General features: G+C 60.5%; 17 protein-coding genes, 1 tRNA gene and 3 rRNA genes. 6 read left to right on the top strand and 15 right to left on the bottom strand.

Annotated elements, in window-relative coordinates; all coding sequences use genetic code 11:
* Nucleotides 1-116 precede the first annotated feature (116 nt).
* From rrf to KBB96_RS19180, 6 genes are all read right to left on the bottom strand, one after another.
* Nucleotides 117-232: ribosomal RNA gene (gene rrf / locus KBB96_RS19205) — 5S ribosomal RNA — on the bottom strand.
* A 242-nt stretch (nt 233-474) separates the two neighbouring features.
* Nucleotides 475-3,297: ribosomal RNA gene (locus KBB96_RS19200) — 23S ribosomal RNA — on the bottom strand.
* Between the two features lie 215 nt (nt 3,298-3,512).
* Nucleotides 3,513-3,589: transfer RNA gene (locus KBB96_RS19195), tRNA-Ile, on the bottom strand.
* A gap of 342 nt (nt 3,590-3,931) precedes the next feature.
* A 16S ribosomal RNA gene (locus KBB96_RS19190) occupies nt 3,932-5,465 on the bottom strand.
* The 16S, 23S and 5S rRNA genes sit together here with 1 tRNA gene alongside, the layout of an rRNA operon.
* A gap of 1,008 nt (nt 5,466-6,473) precedes the next feature.
* Nucleotides 6,474-8,069, bottom strand: a complete 1,596-nt coding sequence (locus KBB96_RS19185; RefSeq protein WP_211631110.1) for a sensor histidine kinase — start codon at nt 8,067-8,069, stop codon at nt 6,474-6,476.
* Entirely contained in the window at nt 8,066-8,788 is a 723-nt protein-coding gene (locus KBB96_RS19180) for a response regulator transcription factor (protein WP_211631109.1), read from the bottom strand. The genes KBB96_RS19185 and KBB96_RS19180 overlap by 4 nt, the downstream gene beginning before the upstream one ends.
* 193 nt (nt 8,789-8,981) lie before the next feature.
* Here KBB96_RS19180 and KBB96_RS19175 point away from each other — a divergent pair, with 193 nt between their 5' ends.
* On the top strand, nt 8,982-9,587 hold the full coding sequence (locus KBB96_RS19175) for an EF-hand domain-containing protein (RefSeq protein ID WP_211631108.1): 606 nt from the start codon (nt 8,982-8,984) through the stop codon (nt 9,585-9,587).
* 71 nt (nt 9,588-9,658) lie between these two features.
* Here the strand turns inward: KBB96_RS19175 and KBB96_RS19170 are convergent, their stop codons facing one another.
* The 6 genes from KBB96_RS19170 to KBB96_RS19145 form a co-directional block, all read right to left on the bottom strand.
* Nucleotides 9,659-10,744 (bottom strand): hybrid sensor histidine kinase/response regulator, encoded by a 1,086-nt coding sequence (locus KBB96_RS19170; RefSeq protein WP_211631107.1) that lies wholly within the window; start codon nt 10,742-10,744, stop codon nt 9,659-9,661.
* Nucleotides 10,744-12,903, bottom strand: coding sequence for a CHASE3 domain-containing protein (locus KBB96_RS19165; RefSeq protein WP_211631106.1), 2,160 nt, complete (start codon nt 12,901-12,903; stop codon nt 10,744-10,746). Before KBB96_RS19165 ends, KBB96_RS19170 begins: the two co-directional genes overlap by 1 nt.
* 58 nt (nt 12,904-12,961) lie before the next feature.
* On the bottom strand, nt 12,962-14,119 hold the full coding sequence (locus tag KBB96_RS19160) for a permease (protein WP_211631105.1): 1,158 nt from the start codon (nt 14,117-14,119) through the stop codon (nt 12,962-12,964).
* A gap of 5 nt (nt 14,120-14,124) precedes the next feature.
* Nucleotides 14,125-14,400: a metal-sensitive transcriptional regulator gene (locus KBB96_RS19155; protein ID WP_211631104.1), complete on the bottom strand. Its 276-nt coding sequence runs from the start codon at nt 14,398-14,400 to the stop codon at nt 14,125-14,127.
* A 198-nt stretch (nt 14,401-14,598) separates the two neighbouring features.
* Nucleotides 14,599-14,994: an RNA-binding S4 domain-containing protein gene (locus KBB96_RS19150; protein ID WP_211631103.1), complete on the bottom strand. Its 396-nt coding sequence runs from the start codon at nt 14,992-14,994 to the stop codon at nt 14,599-14,601.
* 8 nt (nt 14,995-15,002) lie between these two features.
* Nucleotides 15,003-15,602 (bottom strand): hypothetical protein, encoded by a 600-nt coding sequence (locus KBB96_RS19145; protein ID WP_211631102.1) that lies wholly within the window; start codon nt 15,600-15,602, stop codon nt 15,003-15,005.
* A 105-nt stretch (nt 15,603-15,707) separates the two neighbouring features.
* On the opposite strand from KBB96_RS19145, the gene KBB96_RS19140 reads away from it, so the two are divergent.
* Nucleotides 15,708-16,739, top strand: a complete 1,032-nt coding sequence (locus tag KBB96_RS19140) for a glycosyltransferase (protein ID WP_211631101.1) — start codon at nt 15,708-15,710, stop codon at nt 16,737-16,739.
* Between the two features lie 33 nt (nt 16,740-16,772).
* Here KBB96_RS19140 and KBB96_RS19135 read toward each other — a convergent pair whose 3' ends face one another.
* Together KBB96_RS19135 and KBB96_RS19130 are read right to left on the bottom strand one after the other, a co-directional pair.
* Nucleotides 16,773-17,852, bottom strand: a complete 1,080-nt coding sequence (locus KBB96_RS19135) for an alpha-hydroxy acid oxidase (protein WP_211631100.1) — start codon at nt 17,850-17,852, stop codon at nt 16,773-16,775.
* A 67-nt stretch (nt 17,853-17,919) separates the two neighbouring features.
* Nucleotides 17,920-18,243, bottom strand: a complete 324-nt coding sequence (locus tag KBB96_RS19130; RefSeq protein WP_211631099.1) for a hypothetical protein — start codon at nt 18,241-18,243, stop codon at nt 17,920-17,922.
* Nucleotides 18,244-18,343: 100 nt separating this feature from the next.
* Here KBB96_RS19130 and KBB96_RS19125 point away from each other — a divergent pair, with 100 nt between their 5' ends.
* From KBB96_RS19125 to truA, 3 genes are read left to right on the top strand one after another with little or no spacing between them, the layout of a single operon-like run.
* Nucleotides 18,344-19,426: a mannose-1-phosphate guanylyltransferase gene (locus KBB96_RS19125; RefSeq protein ID WP_211631098.1), complete on the top strand. Its 1,083-nt coding sequence runs from the start codon at nt 18,344-18,346 to the stop codon at nt 19,424-19,426.
* A 9-nt stretch (nt 19,427-19,435) separates the two neighbouring features.
* A complete protein-coding gene (gene ruvX / locus KBB96_RS19120) occupies nt 19,436-19,861 on the top strand; it encodes a Holliday junction resolvase RuvX (RefSeq protein ID WP_211631097.1) in 426 nt (141 codons plus the stop codon).
* A gap of 2 nt (nt 19,862-19,863) precedes the next feature.
* The gene (truA, locus tag KBB96_RS19115; protein ID WP_211631096.1) at nt 19,864-20,625 is read left to right on the top strand and encodes a tRNA pseudouridine(38-40) synthase TruA; all 762 of its coding nucleotides are present in this window, start codon (nt 19,864-19,866) and stop codon (nt 20,623-20,625) included.
* 162 nt (nt 20,626-20,787) lie between these two features.
* Here truA and KBB96_RS19110 read toward each other — a convergent pair whose 3' ends face one another.
* On the bottom strand, nt 20,788-21,366 hold the full coding sequence (locus tag KBB96_RS19110; RefSeq protein WP_211631095.1) for a thioredoxin family protein: 579 nt from the start codon (nt 21,364-21,366) through the stop codon (nt 20,788-20,790).
* Between the two features lie 109 nt (nt 21,367-21,475).
* On the opposite strand from KBB96_RS19110, the gene moeB reads away from it, so the two are divergent.
* The gene (gene moeB, locus KBB96_RS19105) at nt 21,476-22,597 is read left to right on the top strand and encodes a molybdopterin-synthase adenylyltransferase MoeB (RefSeq protein WP_211631094.1); all 1,122 of its coding nucleotides are present in this window, start codon (nt 21,476-21,478) and stop codon (nt 22,595-22,597) included.
* The last annotated feature ends 33 nt before the right edge of the window (nt 22,598-22,630 follow it).

Raw genomic sequence — 22,630 nt, 5'->3', positions numbered from 1 at the left:
ACGGGTGCCGTGCTTCTGGGGCAGACACGCGCGACAGGCAGACAGGCAGCGTCCACCCGCACGCCATCTGAGCAAAAAAAGAGCCCGTCCTCATCTTTCGACAAGGACGGGCAAATACCTGGCGACGACCTACTCTCACAGGACCTATCGTCCAACTACCATCGGCGCTGCAGCGTTTCACTTCCGGGTTCGGAATGGGACCGGGTGGTTCCACCGCGCTGTGGTCACCAGAGGGCAATCTTGGTCAGTGGCCTGTTGTATGGGCAACCGTCAAAACTGGGACTCTGAGGACGAACAGCTTCAGCTTCGTCATTTCAAGTTAAAGGATTAGAGCAGCGGACCTTCGATTCCTATCGCGGTCCGCTCCCTGACATCCACACGGAGAACTTCATTTTCCTAACTTAACCGATCCACTCGAGCCTCTCACACGGTCTCGGGATCCAAATCCCTTTCAACAACGGCAACGATTCCGATGGAATCAAGCCGAACGGATGATTAGTACTGGTAAGCTGAATATGTTACCACACTTGCACTTCCAGCCTATCAACGTGGTAGTCTTCCACGATCCTTCAGGGAAAATTCATCTTGGGAGGAGCTTGGCGCTTAGATGCTTTCAGCGCTTATCTCTTCCGCACTTAGCTACCCAGCCATGCTCTTGACAGAACAACTGGTGCACCAGAGGTGCGTCAATTCCGGTCCTCTCGTACTAGGAATTGAACCCCTCAATTTTCCTGCGCCCACAGAGGATAGAGGACCGAACTGTCTCGCGACGTTCTGAACCCAGCTCGCGTGCCGCTTTAACCGGCGAACAGCCGGACCCTTGGGACCTTCTCCAGCCCCAGGATGCGACGAGCCGACATCGAGGTGCCAAACTTCGCCGTCGATATGAACTCTTGGGCGAAATCAGCCTGTTATCCCTAAGGTACCTTTTATCCGTTGAGCGACGGCAATTCCACATTCTACCGCCGGATCACTTAGGCCTACTTTCGTATCTGCTCGGCTTGTTGGCCTCACAGTTAGGCGGGTTTATGCCTATGCACTCGACACACGGTTACCGACCGTGCTGAACCCACCTTCGCGCTCCTCCGTTACTCTTTAGGAGGATACCGCCCCAGTAAAACTGACCGGCTGACACTGTTCCCCGCCCGGATTCACGGGTCGAGGTTAGATCTTCCAACACCCAAGGGTGGTATCTCACTGTTGGCTCCGCGACCCCTAAAGGGCCACATCAACGCCTCCCACTTATGCTGAGCATGAAAATCGAAAAACCAATGACAGCTTACAGTTAAGGTCTATAGGGTCTTTCCGTCCTTCTGCGGGTAGGCGGCATCTTCACCGCCATTACAATTTCACTGAGCACCTGGTTGAGACAGCGCCCAACTCGTTACACGATTCGTGCAGGTCGGAACTTACCCGACAAGGAATTTCGCTACCTTAGGACCGTTATAGTTACGGCCGACATTCACGGGGACTTGGGCTCAAAGCTTCGCCTTGCGGCTAACCTCTTACCTTAATCTTTCCGCATTGGTCACGTGTCACATCGTATACGTAGACTTACGTCTTGGCACAATGCTGTGTTTTTGCTAAACAGTCGGTTGGGCCATTTCACTGCGGCCTGGAAATCAGGCACCCCTTATCCCGAAGTTACGGGGCCAATTTGCCGAGTTCCTTAACCAGGGTTCACTCTTACGCCTTGGTATACTCTACCCACCCACCTGTGTCGGTTTGCGGTACGGGTTGCTTAGCATGCGCTAGGGCTTTTCTAGGCACGGACTTCGGTAATGCGGATCGGCCGTAGCCTCACCTCGGAATTCAATTACTTAGTTACCTCCATCCATGCGTCATCCTAGTTTAAGGTTCGCAAGTGCAGGAATATTAACCTGCTGTCCATCGGTTACGCCCATCGGCCTCACCTTAGGTCCCGACTAACCCAGGGACGAAAAACGTAGCCCTGGAAACCTTGGGTTTACGGCGGACCGGGATTTCACCGGTCTTATCGTTACTTATGTCTGCATCCTCTCTTCTCAGCACTCCACGGTCGGTCGCCCTCCCGCTTCAAGGCACTGAGAATGCTCCTCTACCGCGCCACATAAATGTGACACCCAGAGCTTCGGTATTACGCTTATCGCCGATCATTTTCGGCGCAGAATCTCTCGATGAGTAAGCTATTACGCACTTTTTAAATGGTGGCTGCTTCTAAGCCAACATCCTCACTGTCTGTGAAATTCCACATCCTTTCCACTTAGCGTAATTTAGGCACCTTAGCTGCTGATCAGGGTTGTTTCCCTTTTGACGATGAAGCTTATCCCCACCGTCTCACTGCTATGCTCCATTGAGTGGTATTCGGAGTTTGATAGGGTTTGGTAGACGGGTATGCCCCCTAGCCCTTTCAGTGCTCTACCCCACTCATCAGCACATAACGCTGCACCTCAATGCATTTCGAGGAGAACCAGCTATCACGGGGTTTGATTAGCCTTTCACTCCTACCCTCAGCTCATCCGAGAATTTTTCAACATTCACCGGTTCGGTCCTTCACGTAGTATCACCTACGCTTCAACCTGGCCAAGGGTAGATCACCTCCGCTTCGGGTCCAGCACCTGCAACTATGTCGCCCTATTGGGACTCGCTTTCGCTTCGCCTCCGTTCCAGAAGAACTTAAGCTCGCCACAGATACTAACTCGCAGACTCATTAAGCAAAAGGCACGCCATCACCCCGAAGGGCTCTGACACCTTGTAGGCACACGGTTTCAGGTTCTATTTCACTCCGCTCACAGCGGTTCTTTTCACCTTTCCCTCACGGTACTGGTTCACTATCGGTCGCTAACTAGTATTTAGCCTTACGCAGTGGTCTGCGCAGATTCACACAACGTTCCACGTGTGCTGTGTTACTCAGGAACACCCTAGGGGTCGATCGAATTTCGGATACGGGGATGTCACCCTCTGTGTCGCGCCTTTCCATGCGCTTCTCCTATCGTCACAACTCCCACGTCGGGGTCCTACAACCCCGGAGACAAGTCTCCGGTTTGGGCTCTTCCGCTTTCGCTCGCCACTACTGACGGAATCGATTCTCTTTCTTTTCCTCCGGTTACTGAGATGTTTCACTTCACCGGGTATCGCGTCTTCTTCCCTATTTGATTCAGAAAGAAACGATGGCGTATTAACACCACCAGGTTACCCCATTCGGAAATCTCCGGATCAAAGCGTATTTGCCGCTCCCCGAAGCTTATCGCAGCTTATCACGTCCTTCATCGCCTGTTAGCACCAAGGCATCCACTGTGTGCCCTTCGTAGCTTGATTCCTTTCGAAATCAGCCATCGTTGAGTCTTCACTCATTGCTGAGTGTTCAACAAAATTGCCATAAACATTAATTGGGAATTTAGAGTATTCCAAGACCACGTAAAGAGCGCTCATATGAGCAATCAATATGCAGTCAGGAAAAACTTATTTCTCCATGCGGATGTCAAAGAGCGGACTCTCTTCCTACAATGCAGATTCGCTTCACTCTTGAGAGATGGTGGGCCTGACTGGACTCGAACCAGTGACCCCGCGCTTATCAAGCGCGTGCTCTAACCAACTGAGCTACAGGCCCTTTAGTTGGTTGAGTGTCGAGAGTCGATGGCTGAGAGTCAGATTACTCTCATCTCTCAACTAACTTCTCTCAACTTCTCAGCTGGTGGAGGCACAGGGACTCGAACCCTGGACATCCAGCTTGCAAAGCTGGCGCTCTACCAACTGAGCTATACCCCTCTCTGGAGGTGCGAATGAAAAGATAAAGACTAAATCGTGCGCTGCGAACCATGCTGGTTTACGCAAGTCAAAGGATTTGAATGTTGTGAGGGCGATTGCTCGCTTCTCGCTCCCAAACCATCATTTGCATGATGGAGGAGTCGACCTTGCCAGTGACAGACCAGCTGTTTGGCATTCTCCGTAGAAAGGAGGTGATCCAGCCGCAGGTTCCCCTACGGCTACCTTGTTACGACTTCATCCCAGTTACCAGCTACACCTTAGGGCTCTGCCTCCTTGCGGTTGGCGCGAACACTTCGGGTGCGACCGGCTTCCATGATGTGACGGGCGGTGTGATAAGACCCGGGAACGTATTCACGGCACCGTAGCTGATGTGCCATTACTAGCGATTCCGGCTTCATGGAGGCGAGTTGCAGCCTCCAATCCGAACTGGGCCCAGTTTTATAGATTTCCTCCACCTCGCGGTCTCGGTTCTCATTGTACTGGGCATTGTAGTACGTGTGCAGCCCTAGGCGTAAGGGCCATACTGACCTGACGTCGTCCCCACCTTCCTCCCAGTTGATCTGGGCAGTCTGACTAGAGTTCCCGGCATTACCCGCTGGCAACTAGTCACAAGGGTTGCGCTCGTTGCGGGACTTAACCCAACATCTCACGACACGAGCTGACGACGGCCATGCAGCACCTGTGCAAATTCCCCGAAGGGTCACACGCTTTCACGTGTTTAGAGATGCATGTCAAGCCTAGGTAAGGTTCTTCGCGTTGCATCGAATTAAGCCACATACTCCACCGCTTGTGCGGGTCCCCGTCAATTTCTTTGAGTTTTAGCCTTGCGGCCGTATTTCCCAGGCGGTGCGCTTAACGCGTTAGCTCCGGCACAAGGGGGTCGAATCCCTCACACCAAGCGCACACCGTTTACTGCCAGGACTACAGGGGTATCTAATCCCTTTCGCTACCCTGGCCTTCGTGCCTCAGCGTCAGATACTGTCCAGTGACTCGCTTACGCCACGAGTGTTCCTCTCGATCTCCACGCATTTCACTGCTACACCGAGAATTCCAGTCACCTCTCCAGTCCTCAAGTCAAGCAGTATCGGATGCAGTTCCGGGGTTGAGCCCCGGATTTCACATCTGACTTACCTAACCGCCTACGCACCCTTTACGCCCAGTGATTCCGAACAACGCTTGGGACCTTCGTATTACCGCGGCTGCTGGCACGAAGTTAGCCGTCCCTTCCTCTTCCGGTACTATCAACCCTGTCTGCTATTCACAGCCAGGTCTTACTCCCGGATGACAGGAGTTTACAATCCGAAGACCGTCATCCTCCACGCGGCGTTGCACCATCAGGGTTGCCCCCATTGTGAATTATTCTCGACTGCTGCCACCCGTAGGTGTCTGGACCGTGTCTCAGTTCCAGTGTGCCTGATCGTCCTCTCAGACCAGTGCACTGTCGTTGCCTTGGTGAGCCGTTACCTCACCAACAAGCTGATAGGGCGCGAGCCAATCCTCCAGCGACAGCCTTGCGGCCGCCTTTACTCTTGCGAGACCATGGGGTATTAATCCAAGTTTCCCTGGGCTATTCCCCACTGAAGGGCATGTTACTCACGTGTTACTCACCCGTGCGCCACTGACTGAAGCGGTATTGCTACAACTTCAATCCGTTCGACTTGCATGTCTTAAACACGCCGCCAGCGTTCGTTCTGAGCCAGAATCAAACTCTCCGTAAAATATAGTGCTAGACTCTTAAAGAGCCTGCTTAAATTGGACCTACTGACCAGGTTTCCTGGTTCAGCCTGCGCACCTCTCAAGGCGCGCAGCACACAATTTAGCCTTTTTCTTTCCGCTCAGCTTCCAAACCGCCATGCCAGAGACTCTTTCCAGAGTGTTGGCACCGTTCGTGCTGAGCCGCATTGTCAAAGATCCGTTTCGAGGGGACTAAGAAGCCGATCGGGTGTTTCCACCGCGACCGGCTGTCGGTCTCTCGTGTCGCGCTTCGTAGCGGCGACGGGCGCAAGCTACCCTGAACGGACCCCGCGGGTCAATGCCTTTCGTGATCTTTTTTCCAAAAGGGCATCTATTCTCGTCGCAATCCGCTCAAAATCAATAAAAGAATCCGCCAAAAATCTGACGACAACGTCACCCAAACTCCCTCATTCCACCCTCCAACAGGGGGCAAATGCGGGTTCCGGCGACGAAGGGGGACGAAATCGGGTTCATGAGGGGAGGTAGGAGAGCACGAGGGCGGAGAAGAGTGTTATTACTACAGTAATAGTAGATTCACGGAGGATTGATGGAGAATGGATTGCGAGGCGTTGGAGAGGGTGAAGAAAGGGGCGGAGAAGGAGGCGGGAGACGCCACACACGAACCCCGGAAATGAGCGGAATGGAGCGGGGTTTCCACCCCGCAACACGCTCCAATCCAACTCTCTAACAGATCCATGGAGGACCCCGCGCAGGGGATGTTTTTGAAAGGTGGGAGAAGAAGAGAAGAGAAGAGAAGAGAAGAGAAGAAGAGAGGAACCAGTCGCTGTACGGGGAGATTGGGGTCCCTTCAGTGCAGATTCCCTTCATGCTTCCACGTTGGGGTGCTGGGATGAGGGTGAGTCAACCCCGCCCGAAGTCTCACGACTCCGGCTACATACGAAGATCTCTGAGGAAGGGCTCTGGGAGCGAACGCAGTTCCCGGCGAGCGGCATTACCTGTCGCGAGACCCGACAGGGGGTCTTGAGAGTTGGTCACTCGACCGGGAGGGACACGGCGACTTCAAACCCTCCCTCGGAAGGATTCGAGGCGGAGACCCGGCCACCGCATGCTTCGATACAGGTGCGGACGATGGCGAGGCCAAGACCGGAACCACCGGTATCCCGGGTACGGGAGCGATCGGGACGGTAGAAGGGTTCGAACAGTCTGGGGAGGTCCTCGGCAGGGACACCCGGACCATTGTCCCGAAAGGTGACCGAGAGTTGTGCGCCCAAGCGGCGAGCCATGATCTCCAGCTTGGCGCCCGCACCTGCATGAACTCTCACGTTCCTCACCAGATTGCCGAAGGCACGCGACAACAGCCGGAGATCCACATGTGCGGTCAGATCAGGTTCAAGAATGAAGGCGATCTCAAGTTCTTCCCCTTCCCGCGCGGCCACATCCCTGATCAACGGCTCCAATTCGGTCGTGCGGAGCTGGGGGCGTCCGGCTCCGGCGCGAGAGAAGGCGAGGATTTCATCAATGAGGCGGGCAAGCTCGCCGGCGTCATCATCTACCGAGAGAAGCCGGGCCTGGTTGTCTTCCGGGACGGTCTGTTCGAGCACGGCGATGCCGGTGCGCACCCGGGCGAGCGGTGCGCAGAGTTCATGCGCCACGTCCGCGAGGAACCGGCGTTGGCCGGAAACGAAACGATCGAGCCGCCCCGCCATTTCAGTTACGGCGACTCCAAGCCGACCGAGTTCGTCACGGCGGGAAGTCTCCACGGTGACTTGGAAGTCTCCTTCGGCAATCCGCTCGGTGGCCCGGGTGAGGCGCCCCACATAGCGGGTGATGCTGAGAGCAAAGGGCGCCCAAAAAGCGACGCTGACCGCCAACACGGCGAATCCGCCGAAAATCCACGGCCTGATTTCAAAGAACAGGCCATTGCCGGACAGATCCTCGCTGCGGACAATGAGCAACGCGTGCTGGGGACCTCCGGTTCCTGGAGCCGGACGCAATGGGAATTCGATACCGGCCCAGTATCCATTACCGCTCTCACCGCGCACAAGAAACACGGGAGCGGATGCGGGCAACGGGCGACCCCGGGGGGGCTGGAAGTCCTCATCCTGTTCATTCCGCCGCCCTGGCGGCGGGCCTTGGCGGCGGTTTTCGGGCGGTCCATCCCCCAGCAATCCGCCATCAAAGAGGTCATCGCCACCCGCGCGAGGCGGCGGGGGCGGCGGACGATCTCCGGGTGGCCGCCCCTGGAGTGGCGGAGGATTCTGGGAACGCTGGGACTGGGGCAGGCGGGCTTCCCGGATCCGGTCCATGACATTACGGGGCACTCCCTTGAAAGCACCTGCTTCCCATCGCTCCGGCGGCTGCCAGACATCCAACTGCAAACCGCGGCTGGCGGAGTGGCGGGAAAGCACGGTGGGCCACTCCGTGCGCGGGGTCGCGCGCAACTCCGCACCCACCACTTCTCCGAGGTCCTTCAGGTGATCACCGGTGCGTCCGGCGAGCAGGGAATCCAGCCCCAGTCTCAGTTGAAGAGCGAGCAATCCCCCGAAGATGAGCGCGAGCACCAACAGATGCAGCGCCAGCCAGCCGAGCATCTTTGCCAGCAGGGAGTGTCGCCAGGAACTTTTCATGAACGGGAATCCGGATCGCCGAGCACGTAGCCGACGCCCCGCACCGTGCGGATATACCGCGGTTCCCGCGGATCGTCTCCGAGTTTCCGCCGCAAGGCCGAAACATGGACGTCGATCGAACGGTCAAAAATATCAAAACGCCGTTCGGACACCTGCTCGATGAGCTGCTCGCGGGTTTTCACTCGCCCCTTGGAGCGAAGCAGTTCGGTGAGAAGGGCAAACTCGAGCGCGGTCAGCTCCAGAGGCCGGTCACCGAGGACCGCGGTATGGGAATCCTCGCACAGACGGAGCTCGCCCGCAGCCCATTCGCTGGGTCCCTTCTTTTCGGAAGGCCCCGCGTGCCGGCGGGTGACGGCCCGCAACCTGGCCAACAACTCGCGGACCGAGAAGGTCTTCGGCAAATAGTCATCGGCACCGGTTTCCAAGCCGGCGATGCGGTCCGCCTCATCCCCCATCGCCGTCAGCATGAGCACGGGCACATCCGAACGCTTCCGCAGCTCCCTCAGCACATCAAACCCATCCATCCCGGGCATCATCACATCCAGAATCACCGCCTGATAGCCTCCTTGAACCGCAGCTTCCAAGCCCTCGGGCCCGGTGTGGCGGATATCCACCTTCCAGCCCAGCGGCGTGAGATAGTCACGGATCAGTCCGCAGAGCTTGCGGTCGTCATCGACCAGCAAAAGGGGTCTTCCATTGTCGGATTCAGTGGAATTCATGCCGGGAGTTTGGGGGGATCATCACCCAATGAGGGTGCGACGAGCGAACCGTTTTACCCCATCTTTACAAAAAAGACAGCCCACGTGATTTACACCAATTTCACAATTTCCCGCCATCTCAGACATAGTTCCTTAACAAGTGGATGGTTCCATCTTCAGCGGATCCATGAGGGCCGCCCCATCTCATCGAACTATGAAAACCACGACCACAGCCGCCTTGCTCGCGGCCCTCGCTTCACTCGCTTCGGCTCAAGACCACGATCGACCGCCGCCACCTCCGCGGCCGGGTCCGCCGGGTCCTATTCTCCGGGTGCTTGATACCAACAAGGACGGCACCATCAGCGCCGACGAACTGGCCAAGGCTTCCGCCGACCTCTCCTCTCTCGACAGGAATGGTGATGGTGAAATCTCCATGGATGAAGTGCAACCACCTCCTCCTCCGCCCCGCGACGGCGAGGACAGTGGCACCGAGGATACACCTCCGGCCGCCTATGACCAGCAACCGGCACCGATGGAAAACGAGGACCGGCCCAAGCCTCCGCCACCGCCCCTTTTCGCCGCGCTCGATCTCAATCACGACGGCATCATCTCCGCCGATGAAATTCAAGCGGCCGCCGAGTCCCTGAAGAAACTCGACAAAAACGGCGACGGCCAACTGAGCCCGGAAGAAATGCGCCCGCCGGGTCGCCCACCCGGACCGCCGCCCTCCGAAGGTGGCCCGCCGAACGGCGGTGGCCAAGGCCGGAGCCAAGGACGCGGCCAGAGTCCACAAGACCCTCGCGGCAGCCGCAGCCATTGATACTTTTCTCCCCAAGGAACCCCCGAGGCACCCTGGAATCCGCGTGGTTCCGGGGTGTTTTCGTTTTCCACCTAGGCTTCCAGCGGCAGCCTCAGCCTGAATCCCGCGCCGCCTCCGGGAGAAGTGTAGTAGCCCACCGAGCCTCCCATCGCCTCGGTCAATTCCTTCACGATGCTGAGGCCGAGTCCCGTGGAGGATTCCCCGCCGGTCGGGCGGCTGCTCAGGCGGGCATAGCGCTGGAACAGGCGCGGGATTTCGCTATCCGGGATGCCCGGCCCTTCGTCTTCGATCGAAACCATGCCCACATCCGCATCACGACGCGCCGCCAAGGTGACGGTGGTGCCGGGAGGAGAAAACTTCAGGGCATTCGAGAGGAGGTTTTCCAGCACCCGCAGCAAGCATCCCCGGTCGGCGACGACCACCACCGCTCCCGCGACGGGTGCGCTTCGGAGATCGATGCCCTTCTCATCGGCACGGGTGGAAAAACCCTTGGACACCTCGGCCAGGAGTTCCGCCAGATCCAGAGGCTCTGATTTCAGAGTGGCCTTGGCATTCTCCACCCAACGGATCTCCAAGAGTGACTCGACAATCTCGATGGCGCGATCCGAGGCCTCCAGGATCATCCCCGCGAGACGGTCCACCTTCGGCCCGGCCTGCTGTTCCTCCAACAGGCGGGCGGAGAAGCGGACGGAGCCGAGCGGGTTCTTCAGGTCATGGGCAAGGACCTCGACGAGACGGTTCTTCTCGGCGATTTCCTCCTCCAACCGGCGGCTGGTGCGACGCAAGCCGAGATGGAGTTCGATGCGGCGCAGCAGCTCCGGCCCATGGAAGGGCTTGGTGACGTAGTCGACGCCACCCGCCGAGAGAGCCTCGATGATGAAGGTCTTGTCGGTGGCGGCGGACAGAAAAATGATGGGGACCGCGGGCCAATCCGGGTCGTCCTGCAGGCGGCACGCCACCTCCACGCCGCTGATGCCGGGCATCATCACATCCAGCAGGATCAGATCCGGCCTCACCTCGCGGGCCTTCGCCAGTCCCTCCTCACCTCCACGGGCGGTGATGATTTCGTAGCCCTCGCGCAACAGCAGGGAACCGACGACCTGGATGTTCTTCGGCTCGTCGTCGATGACAAGGATGACGGAACGCGGGTGATGCATCACGGAGCAGTATGGGTGGAAAGAGCGGTGGTAAGCGAGTCCGCAAGTGCGGGAAGACGCCGCAGGCATGCAGCCGCAGCATCGGTTTCAAAGGCTTCCAGATGTCCCTGCAACTGCGCGGCGAAGCCGGCAAGCGGCGGCGTGGAGTCATCGGCCCGGGCCGCCAGGCGTTTCGCGAATTCCAGCGACGCCTGCATCGGCATGACAGCCGCAAGGCGTTCCGCCTCGCGGGCCAACGGTCCCTGCAAGGCGGCGAGCAGATCCGACCATTCGGCAGTGGTCCGCCTTTCCAATCTCCAGCCGCCGTCCACCAAGGTATCCCCGCGAGCGGCTTTCCGGGGTGCGGTCTGACGGGCAGGCAGGATTTTTCCCAACTGGGCGAGAAGGGCGGCGCGGTTGATGGGTTTTTCCAGCGCACCCTCAAACAAGGCACTCAGGCCTGAACCATCGTCGAGCAAAGGCGTGGCGGAAACCGCGATCAGCGGAATGGACCGCGTGGCAGGATCAGCCTTCAGCTTCTTGCGGATCGCACGGCCATCCAATCCCGGCGACCACAGATCCAAAAGGATCACATCCGGGCGGTGGCACCCGCAGATGTCCGCCACCTCCTCGCTGCGCTCCGCCTCGAAAATCTGATGGTCGCTGTCCGCCAGGAAGCCACGGATGACCTCCCGGTCGAACTCCCCGGCATCCGCGACGAGAATCTTCGAAGGAATAAGGCGATCGAAATCCACCTCCGCGGGGGCGTCCGGCAATTCCTCCAACTCGCCTTCGTCCGCTAATTGGACCGGCAGTTCCAATCGGAATTTCGAACCCTTGCCGACCTGGCTGGCCACATTGAGGGAACCACCCATCATCGAGGTAAGGCGACGGCTGATCGCCAGCCCCAGGCCGGTGCCTTGGAACTCGCGGCGGTCATGCGAATCAATCTGGAAGAAGGGGCGGAACACGGATTCCAACTCGTCCTCCGGAATGCCGATGCCGGTATCCTCCACGAGAAATCTCAGAATGCCGCGGGACTTGCCCCCCATCGGCTTGAAGGGGCCTATTTTGACGGCGACCGATCCCACGCGGGTGAATTTCAGGGCGTTCCCGATGAGGTTCAGCAGCACCTGCCGGACCCGCAGCGGATCGAAAACCAGCACGGGCGGTACCGAGGGGTCCAGGATCACCCGGTAGTCGAGCCCCTTTTCCGAAGCGCGGAACGCGAAGAAAACGGCAAGGTTCCGCTCCAATTCATCCATCCGCACGGGCTCGCTGTGAATCTCCATCTTGCCAGCCTCGATCTTTGAAATATCGAGGATGTCATTGATGAGGGTGAGGAGGGAGTTGCCGCTGGTGAGGATGGCCTCGGTGAACTTCTTTTCGCGGGTGGTGGTCGCGGAGTCGTGAAGGAGTTCGCCGAAGCCGAGGATGGCATTCATCGGCGTGCGGATCTCGTGGCTCATCATGGCGAGGAACTCGCTCTTCGCGCGGTCCGCCTTCTGCGCGGTTTCCTTCTCCACGCTGAGTTGGTGCTGCTTATCCTGGTTCCCGAGATAGAGGAACAGCATCCACGAAAACACGGCACCACCCGCCAGGGCGATCATGCCGCACACCACAATGGCGTTGTTGGTCTGCTTGAGGCTTTGGATGGCGCTGTACTGATGAGAGGACATCGTGACCTGGAGCTCGCTCTCCATGGCCGCAAACTCATCCCGGATTTGATCCATCAGTTCCTTACCCACCCCGCTTTCTACGATCTCACGGGAAGCATCGAAGCCTCCCGTGCGCCGAACCCCTACGACATCCTCGATCTCGCCCAGCTTGCGGGCGATCAATCGGCGCAAGGCGGCCGCGTGAGCCGCGATCGACGCATCCCCGCGGGCAAGGGTGGAGACTTTTTCAAGATGGGCGGCGGCATCCTCACGGCCCCTGCGGTAGGGGTCCAGATAGCTATCCGTGCCAGTGATGATGAACCCCCGCTGGCCGCTCTCCACATCCTGCACGGCGGATTTCAGCCGCTGAACCTCCAGGAGGGTTTCGCGGGCATGCAGCATCGCGGCGAAATCGTCCAGATTCTGCCGGGTGCCGTAGATCGAGGTGCCGACGATCACCGCCACCAGCAGGACCGCCGCGGAGCAGGCGAGCGCGTGTTTGAGGCGGAATTCGCGGCGCATGGATCAGAAACCTTCGCTAACAGGGTGGAGCCCGCTCCGCAGGGTCGCAAGTGGATTGTCACCAGCCTTGGTTGAGCAACCAGCCGATGATCAGAACCTGCGGAGTGGTCAACAGCGGGAGGATCAGCGCGGCCTTCCATGAACCGGTGGTCTGGCGCAGCACCACGATCTCGGTGTAGTCGGTGGCGGCCCCGGCCATCAGGAAAGTGAAGGCATTTCCCGGCGCGGCACCGCGGGTGATGAGATCCGCAGCGATGGGGCTGGAGCCTTCCGAGCAGACCTCGATGACGGTGGCGGCGATCAAGGTGATGAAGAGGCCTATCAAGCTGGGGCCGAAGAACCTGGAGAACACATCATCCGGCACGAAGGCCTGGATCAAAGCCGCGAGGGCGATGCCGAACAGAATCCAGCGCAGGATCATTTTCGACTCCGCGAGACCGTCCTTCAGCATGTGGCCGAGATTGGAGGGGGTCGGCTTGAGATCGCTCATCGCGGTGCGGAACGCCGGGCCGAATCGGAAGTCGGAGGGCAGTTCATGGGCGTTCGGATTCGCGGGCAGACGTCCGGCTTTCACCAGCTTGTCCACGATCCAACCGGTGATGATGCCGATGATCATCGACAGCAGCAGGAAGGCGACGGTCCATTTCCAGCCGATCATGGCCGCGAGCAAGAGCGTGACCGAGAGTGAGTTCCACGGGCTGGCGATCAGGAAGGCCAACGTCTGCCCAAGCGAAGCACCCTTGCGATAGAGCTGCATCGCTACCAGCAGGATGCCGTGGTTGCACAGGTCCAGCAGCGTACCGGCGAAGGTCGCGCGGAGAATGCCGGAGAAGCTGCCGCCCTTGCCGAGCAAGCCGAGCACGAGTTCACGCGGCAGCCGACCGATCACCCCGACGGCGATGATACCGGCGAGAATCCCCCACCAGGCCTTCATCATCATTTCATAGGTGCCGTGCGAGAACTCGTGCCACCACTTCGGCCCCGCGGGAAACCAGAGGTGCCCGGCCATGCCGATGGCCACAAGAGCTATGGACGCCCAGAAAAGCCAATCGATGCGCTTCTTCCCGGAAGAAGGAGGCGCGCAGCAGGAGGGAGCGGATTCTTCGCCACCACCACCGCAGCAGGAGGGATTGGGCGCGGAAGTTTCCACCGGTTGGGGTTTGCCACCACAGCAGGATGGCACGGGTTCAGGAGTGTGGCAGGAAGGTTGTTTCATGGCAATCAGGCCAAGCGGCGCTTGTAGAGGGTGATGATTTCATCGAGGCGCTGTTCGAGTCGCTTCGGCTCCTTGGCGGCATCACAGACGCAATGGCGGACGTGATCCTCGAGAAGGGTGGATTCAAGGCCGCGCAAGGCGGAATGGATGGCGGAGATGGTATTGAGCACCTCGGCACAGTCGCGGTCTTCCTCGATCATACGGGCCACGCCCTGCACCTGCCCGGCGATGCGGTTGACGCGGGTGAGAAGGGGTTTGCGGGATTTGTCGTCGCGCTTCATGCATATACATATACCCCCTATTGGTATATTGGCAATCGAAAATTTTCGCGGATCTTTCGTCGGGCGCGCGGCAGTGTAGCGCGAAGCTTGGCTTCGCGTGCGGGAGGGGGACGTTGCGAATCGGGGCATCCCTCTTGGGGAAAGCTCCATGAGACGCACGCGAAGCTCAGCTTCGCGCTACCTGCCAGACCCCGTATCTCATTCAAAGAATCCCCGGAACTTCTGAATGTCCCGGCGGTCCTTTTTGGTGGGGCGGCCGAGCATGCCACCTTCGAGGCGGCGTTCGTGCTTCTCCTTCAGGAACTCCTTGTTCGCCGCAATCACTTCGGGAGGCGTGCTTTCCATATAGCAGGCCTGAGCCTGGGGCGCGCCGACGCGTTGATCGATCAAGCCCGTCACGGTGATGGTGCGGATGCCCGGGCCATCATGAAACGGCACCTCCAGCACATCCCCGGGATGCAGGGGGGTGGCGGGCTTCACCGGATGGCCCGCGCGTTTGATCTTGCCGCCTTCGCAGGCCTTCGCGGCGGCGGAGCGTGTCTTGAAGAAACGCGTCGCCCACAGCCACTTGTCCGCGCGGACGTTCTCGCTCATGGCCTGGGTCAGGACTTCGGAGCGATGCGGATCGAGTCCGTATCGATGTCGAAGGTGAAGTCCGGGCGGTGCTTCGCCACGAACTCGCGGACACTTTCCAGCGAGGGATAGACCTGCTCGGTCTGGCCCATGAAGCAGCGGGCATCATCGATGAGGATGACGGACTTCAATTCCGGGCGGGCGAAGATATGCGCCAGCTCATGCATGATCGGGGTGTCCTCGTCACCGCGGGCGGTGTCGCCCTTAGAATAGTGGCCGTCGAGCCAGAACAGGGTCGGGCCTTCCAGCTTGGGGACGAGGGTTTCGAGGACCTTGCCGCTGTCGCCCTTGAGGATGGTGATGTTCGGGTCGCTGACGAAGCGCTGGACGGCGCGCTCGTGGAAATGCGGGGCCAGTTCGATGGAGTAGAGCTGGCGGAAGTCCTTTTTCATGGCCTCCATCATGTCGCCCTTGAAGGTGCCGGTCTCGACCAGAACCTCGAGGCCGTAGCGCTGCGCGAACTCGCGGAGGACCTGCTGCTTGATGGCATGCGGCGGCGGCGAAGGCCGGCCTTTGCTTTCCCAGCAGCGGATTTCGTTCCAATCCTTGAAGCGACGCAACAGACTCATGGCGGGCAGCGTGGGGGGCGGCGGCGCGGGGATCAAGTTCGGAGGGGGCAATTTGCAAACGGCGTTGGAACTTGGCATCCGGCCGGGGTTTCCTAGCCTGCCCCCGTGATCCGCGTGTGTCATGTGCTCGCCAGCGTCGGCGAAAAAGGAGGACTGGAGAAGAACGTCATCGAACTGGCGAACCGCCAGGCCGCGATCGGCCATGAGGTTTCAGTGGTGGCGGATGAGACGATGCGCCCGCATTTTTCGCCGCAGGTGACCTTTGTCCCGCACCGGATGGACCGCGGGCGGATCAATCCCTTCAACCTCCTCGAGCTGCGGAACAACATTCTCAGCCGCAAGCCGCAGATCGTCCATGCCCACGCCAACAAGGCCGGGGCGCTGGTGAAGGCGATCCGCCGCTTCCTGCCGGGGATCAAGCGGGTGGCGACGGTCCAGAACACGAAGTCCACCAACCGTCCCTTCCGCGGCTACGATGCGATCATCACCGCGAGCGCCCAGGTGAAGGAATCCCTCAAGGGGCTGCCCGCCACGGTGATCTGGAACTCGATCGCTCCCCCGCCTGCGGGAACCCGTGAGGCGGCGATGGCGACGAAGCCCCCCTTTCCCGCCAACGGTCAGCCGGTGTTCTGCACCGTGGGCCGCTTGGTTCCGGCAAAGGGCATGGATCTGCTGCTGGAGGCGATGGCCCGCGTGCCGGGGTTTTATTTGTGGATGGTGGGCGAGGGCCTGCAGCGGCCCGAGCTGGAGACGTTGCTTGAGAGGCATGCGCTCCATGACCGGGTGTGGATGGCGGGGCATCGCGATGATGCCGTGGGCCTGATGGGCTGCGCGGATCTGTTCGTGGTGGCGTCCCGGAATGAGGGCGGTCCCTACACGCTGGCGGAAGCGCTGCACATGAAGGTGCCGTGCATTTCCACACGGGTGGGTTTCGCGGCGGAGTTCCTGCCGGATGAGGCGCTGATGCAGCCGTATTCGGTGGATGAGCTGGAGCGCGGATTGAAGCACGCGCTGGCGGATCTGCCGGGACTGAAGGCGCGGTTGCAGCCGTCGTTCGATCTGGTGGCGACAGAGGTGACGCTGGAGGCGATGACCGGCAAGGTGATCCGGGCGTATGAGCGGGTGTTGGGAGAGTGACAGAGCTTGGCGGGTTGGAAACCGCCGCCACGGTCACACCAAGACCTCGCGCGAGATGGAGGCGATGGTCGGGCAACCACTGAGAAGCATGGCGACCTCCAATTCGGTGCGGAGGATTTTCAGGACGTGTGCGACACCGACGGGACCCGCAACGGCGAGGCCGTAGAGAATCGGGCGGCCCACCATCACGGCGGAGGCTCCGAGGGCGAGGGCCTTCAGCACATCCGTGCCGCGGCGGATGCCACCATCCATGAGGATCGGGATACGCCCGCCGATTTCATCCGCAATCGCGGGGAGCATATCAATCGCAGCGGGTACTCCATCCAGCGTACGTCCGCCATGATTGGACACGACGATGCCATCGACTCCTGCATCCAAGGCCAGGGCGGCATCGGCGGCGGAGAGGATGCCTTTGAGAATAATCGGCAGCTTCGTGTGGGATCGCAACCAGGCGAGATCCTTCCAGCGCGGCAGATGTGCGATGTAGGCGGGATCGAACACGGAGTCGCACAATGGCAACGCCGGGCGATTGCGGAGATTCACCGGCTCGATGCCGAAGGGGATCTGGAATCCGGCGCGTTGTTCACGGTTGCGGAGGCCGCTGACCGGGGCATCCACGGTGAGGACCAACGCTTCATAACCTGCTGCTTCCGCACGGCTCACCAACTCCAGCGTGTGAGCGGAATCCGGCTGCATGTAGAGCTGGAACCACAGCGGCATCCGGGCCGCGGCGGCAATGTCCTCCAACAGCACCGTGGCGGAGGTGCTGACGACCATGCCCGCCTCCATTGCCGCCGCTCCGAGCACGGTGGCGAGTTCGCCATCCGGATGGACGAGCTTGTGGAAGGCGGTGGGTGCGAGAAACACCGGATGGGCGAAGGTGCGGCCGAAGAGTTCAATCTTCGTACTCGCGCCGGTGAAGTCGCCGAGCACGCGCGGGGAAAGCTTCAGGCGGCAGAAAGCCTCGTGGTTTTCCCGCATCGTGCATTCGTCCGCGGAAGCACCTGCGATGTAGGCCCATGCGGCCTCGTCCATGTGCGCGCGAGCCAGCGCCTCGTAGTCGTCCAAGGCGACAACGTGGGACGGGATCTGGCTCAGCGGCGGCACCGGCATGGCGGGACTCTAAAGGAGTTGAGCCTTCAGGCGGGTTCAGGGAGGAGGAACCTTCCTTGCTTCTTGATCAGATCACGCCCTGCTCGCGCAAGTCCTCATCCACATCGTGGAAATCGGAGAGGCCGTCACCGGCATCGCGGATGCCAGCGAGACGGCGGCGCGCGCCACGTGCGGATTCCGGGCCGTTGACCTTGTTGGCGATGCCGCCGACAAGCAGCGGCACCAGCGCCGCGATGCCAAGGCCGCCGAGGGCGATGGCCACGCCACGGCGCGCGTTGCGGTGCATCAGATCGGACAACAGCATCCCGGCCGCCGCACCAAGAAGGCCGGGAGCCACCAGGGCCGTGGTTTCGATCCAGTCACGCTGCGTGTCCGCGGAGTCAGTCTGCATGCGGACAATCTAGCAACTTGTCACCCCGCGACAACCCCGGAAACGAAGGAACCTCGTTTCCGCTTCCCGATCGCCGGACCGCCGGTAGGATGGCCGCGCCATGCCATCCTCCCGTGCAACCTACGCCCTGATCCTCGCCGGAGGATCCGGCACGCGCTTCTGGCCGCTGAGCCGGAACACGCGCCCGAAGCAGCTCCTCCAGCTTTTCGGAGACGATACCCTTCTCGAACAAACCATCCGCCGCCTCGAAGGCCTCGTGCCTCTTGAAAACATCCTGATCCTCACCAACTCGCAGCAGGAAGCCGGGGTCCGTGAAGTCGCCTCGATGTTGCCTGCGGAAAACATCTTCGCCGAACCCGCCAAGCGCGATACCGCGCCGGCTGTCGCCCTCGGCATCGGTCTCGTCGCCGCCCGCGATCCGGACGCCACCATGATGGTACTGCCCGCCGACCAGCTCATCCAGGACGTGGAGGCCTACCACTCCGTGATGCGGGACGCCATCTCCGCGGCGGAACATTCGGACGGCCTCGTCACCATCGGCATCCGCCCGACCTGGCCATGCCCGTCCTACGGTTATATCGAGCGCGGCGACCGCGCCTCGATCCCGGGCGTGGAACTCGAACACAAGCCGCGCGAGGTGAAGCGCTTCCGCGAAAAGCCCGCGCCCGAGCTCGCCGAGCAATTCCTCACCCACGGTGGTTTCTCCTGGAATGCGGGCATGTTCGTCTGGTCCCTGCCGACCGTGATCCGCGAACTGGCCAAGCACTCGCCGGAGCTGGCGCGCTTCATTTCCGAAATGCGCGGTTCCAGCGACATCGCCGCCACCGTAGCCGCGCAGTTCCCGAAGCTCACCCCGATCTCCATCGACTACGCGCTGATGGAAAAAGCCGCCCGCGTCCTGAACATCGAGGCCACCTTCGATTGGGATGACGTCGGCTCATGGCTGTCTGTCGCGAACTACCTCGAAAAGTCCGGCGAGCACAACCGTGTCAACCAGCCGATCACCGAACTCGAGTCCGAGAACAATATCGTCTTCAACGCGCGCAAAGGCAGCCGCATCGCGCTGCTCGGCGTGGACGACCTGATCGTGGTGCAGACCGAGGACGCGCTCCTGATCGCCAACCGCCATCAGGCGGACGGCATCAAAAAGCTCGTCGACCTGCTACCGCCGGAATTGCTCTGAATTTTCCGCGTGAGCGACCCGCACCATCCCGCCCTCGGCATCGACCACGGCGACGCCCGCATCGGTGTCGCCGCCACGGACGATTTCGGCATCCTCGCCCATCCGGTGGAAACCATCGACCGGACGAAAACCGATCCGCTCGAGCGGATTCCGCAGATCGTCGCCCAACGCCGCATCAAGACCTTGGTGCTGGGACTGCCGGTGCGGATGGACGGCAGCGAAGGCGCGTCCGCGGAAAAGGTCCGGGCTTTCGCAGCGAAGCTTCAGGAGAAATTGCCGGAACTGCCACTGGTGTTCGTGGACGAAACCCTCACCACCAGCGCCGCCTCTGGCAAACTCCGCGAAGCAGGGCGCAAGGCGAGGCAGCAGAAGTCGGTCATCGACCAGGCCGCGGCGGTGGAAATCCTCAACCTCTGGATGGAAGAAACCTGTTAGCCGTGCGCCTGAAACTCACCATCGCCTACGACGGTCGTTCCTATGAAGGCTGGCAGTCCCAGGTCGGCAACAACACCGTCCAGGACCACATCAAGGAAGCGCTGGCACTGACCGCGAAGGAGCCCATCGCCCTGCAAGGGTCCGGTCGCACCGATGCGGGCGTGCATGCCTTGGCCCAGACCGCGCATTTCGATGCTCCGGAGCATCTGACGATGAACCCCTACAACTGGGTTCCGGCACTGAACACCAAGCTGCCCGCAACAATCCGCATTCTTTCCTGCGAAGAGGTGGCTCCGGATTTTCACGCACGCTTTTCAGCAGTCGCGAAAGTCTATCGCTATGATCTCTGCACCGATCCGGTGCTGTCCCCCTTCAAGGCCGGTCTGGCATGGCACGTGCCGCGATTGTTGGACGCCGATGTGTTCCAGGAAGCGCTCCAAGTGTTCACCGGACGCCACGATTTCCAAGGATTCGCCGCGAACCGTGGCAATGAGACTCCGGAAACGGATTGGCACCGCACCATCACCGCCGCAGAGCTCGAGGCATTGCCGGATGGCTATCGCGTCACCTGGTGCGGTGATGGCTTCATGTACAAGATGGTCCGCTTGATGACCGGCGCGGCCGTGCATGCCGCGCAGGGCCGCATCCGCATGGACGACCTCCGGAAACTGCTGGACCAACCCGCCGGCCTCCCCCATGGCAAATCCCCGCTCTGCGCGCCCTCCGACGGGCTCTACCTGCAGGAAGTACGATACATATCGTAATTCTTCGTACGTAGTTCCGCCTTCAGGCGGGCGGGGTGAAGCCAACCAGATTCACGCAGCGGCCCCGTCCTGAAAAAGAACATCGCCTCCTTCGACAGGAACGCTCGATTTTCCATTCGGAATCCTCCCCACCCTCCTGAAGGAGGAACTACGTGCAAAGGCTCAGAACCACGCCGGTTCGTTCCCGGGCTTCCACTTGATGTTGCAGCCGCTGCTCGGATAAGGGCGCGCCATCGGCGGCTCGCCTGCGATCATGCGGCGCACCGCTTCACCCAGGTCGCCACCATGCGGCTGGAGGCTGCCACGCGGACGCGAATCATCGAACTGGCCTGCATAGGCGAGCTTGAGTTCCGCATCGAACAAAAAGAAATCCGGCGTACAGGCCGCACGATACGCCTGCGCCACGCTCTGATCCTCATCGACCAGGTACGGGAAATCCCAGGAGTGCTCGCGGGCGAACTCCAACATCTTGTCGGGAGCATCCTGCGGATACTTCTCCAAGTCATTGGACATGATCGCCACCGTACCCACGCCGCGCGCCTCGATCTCGCGGGCGAAATTGCCCAGCGCATCGGCCAGATGCACGACATAGGGACAGTGGTTGCAGGCGAACACCACCAGCAAGCCATTGGCTCCCAAGACATCACCCAGACTGAGGATTTCCCCGCGGGGTGTCGGGAGCGAGAAATTGGGGGCCGGATCGCCCGGCTGCAGGAGGAACGTCGAAAGAACTTCGGCCATGGCATATGGATAACCCCGGATGCGCGTTTCCGAAAGGGGGAATCCGATTGTTGGAGCCGGGAAATTACGGTTGCACGGACCCCGGAAAGGCCTTCATTCCTCCCCAGCGATGCTTCCTCCGCTCACCGCCGACGACCGCGAACGCTACTCGCGCCATCTTCTCATTCCGGGAGTGGGCGAGGAGGGCCAGCGCAAGCTCAAGGCCTCCTCCGTCCTGCTGATCGGCACCGGGGGACTCGGTTGTCCCGCAGCCCTGTATCTGGCCGCAGCAGGCGTGGGCCGCATCGGTTTGGTGGACCCGGACACCGTCGACCGCTCCAATCTCCAGCGCCAGATCCTCCATGGCGAATCGTGGGTCGGAAAACCCAAGCTCGAAAGCGCCGCCGCCCGTCTCCGCGAACTGTCTCCGCATGTGCATCTGGACCTGTACCCGGAGATGTTCACGCCGGACAACGCGGAGGCCATCGCCCGCCCCTACGACGTGATCGTGGACGGCACCGACAACTTCCCCACCCGCTTCCTTTCCAATGACGTCTCCTTCTTCCTGAAGAAGCCGAACGTCTATGGTTCGATCTTCCGCTTCGATGGCCAGATGACCGTCTTCGCCCCGCATCTCGGCGGACCGTGCTACCGCTGCATGCTCCCGGAGCTGCCTGCGGACGGCGCGGTTCCGTCCTGCAACGAGGCCGGCGTTCTCGGCGTGCTGCCGGGGATCATCGGCTCACTCCAAGCCATGGAGGCCATCAAGCTGCTGCTCGGCATCGGCGAGGTCCCGCTGGGCAAGCTCACCTGCTACGACGCGCTCTGCAGTTCCTTCCGGACGCTGACGCTGCGCTGCGATCCCGCCTGCAAGCTCTGCGGCGACCACCCATCCATCGATTCCATCCGCAATCCCGAAACCCTTGCCTCCACCTCCTGCTCCATGAATCCGGAACTCCCCGCCATCTCCGCCGAGGAACTCAAGCGCCGCCTCGACAGCGGCTTCGAAGGCATCCTCGTCGATGTCCGCGAGCCGGACGAATATGCCGCCGCCAGCATCCCCGGCAGCTGCCTGATCCCTCTCGGTTCCTTCGATGATTCCATCAACGAACTGCCACGCGACCGCGAGATCCTGATCCACTGCAAATCCGGCCGCCGTTCCGCGCGCGCCGTCCAATCGCTGCTTGATGCCGGATTCAGCAACGTGCTGAACGTCACCGGTGGCATCGACGCCTGGCAAAAGCTGCCATGAAACGAAAAGCGGGCGGCGGATCACTCCACCGCC

The sequence above is a fragment of the Luteolibacter ambystomatis genome (genome assembly GCF_018137965.1).
In the GTDB taxonomy this organism is placed as follows: Bacteria; Verrucomicrobiota; Verrucomicrobiia; order Verrucomicrobiales; family Akkermansiaceae; genus Luteolibacter; species Luteolibacter ambystomatis.
The sequence above is the reverse complement of the archived record's forward strand: the minus strand, read 5'-3'. Positions and strand labels throughout refer to the sequence as shown.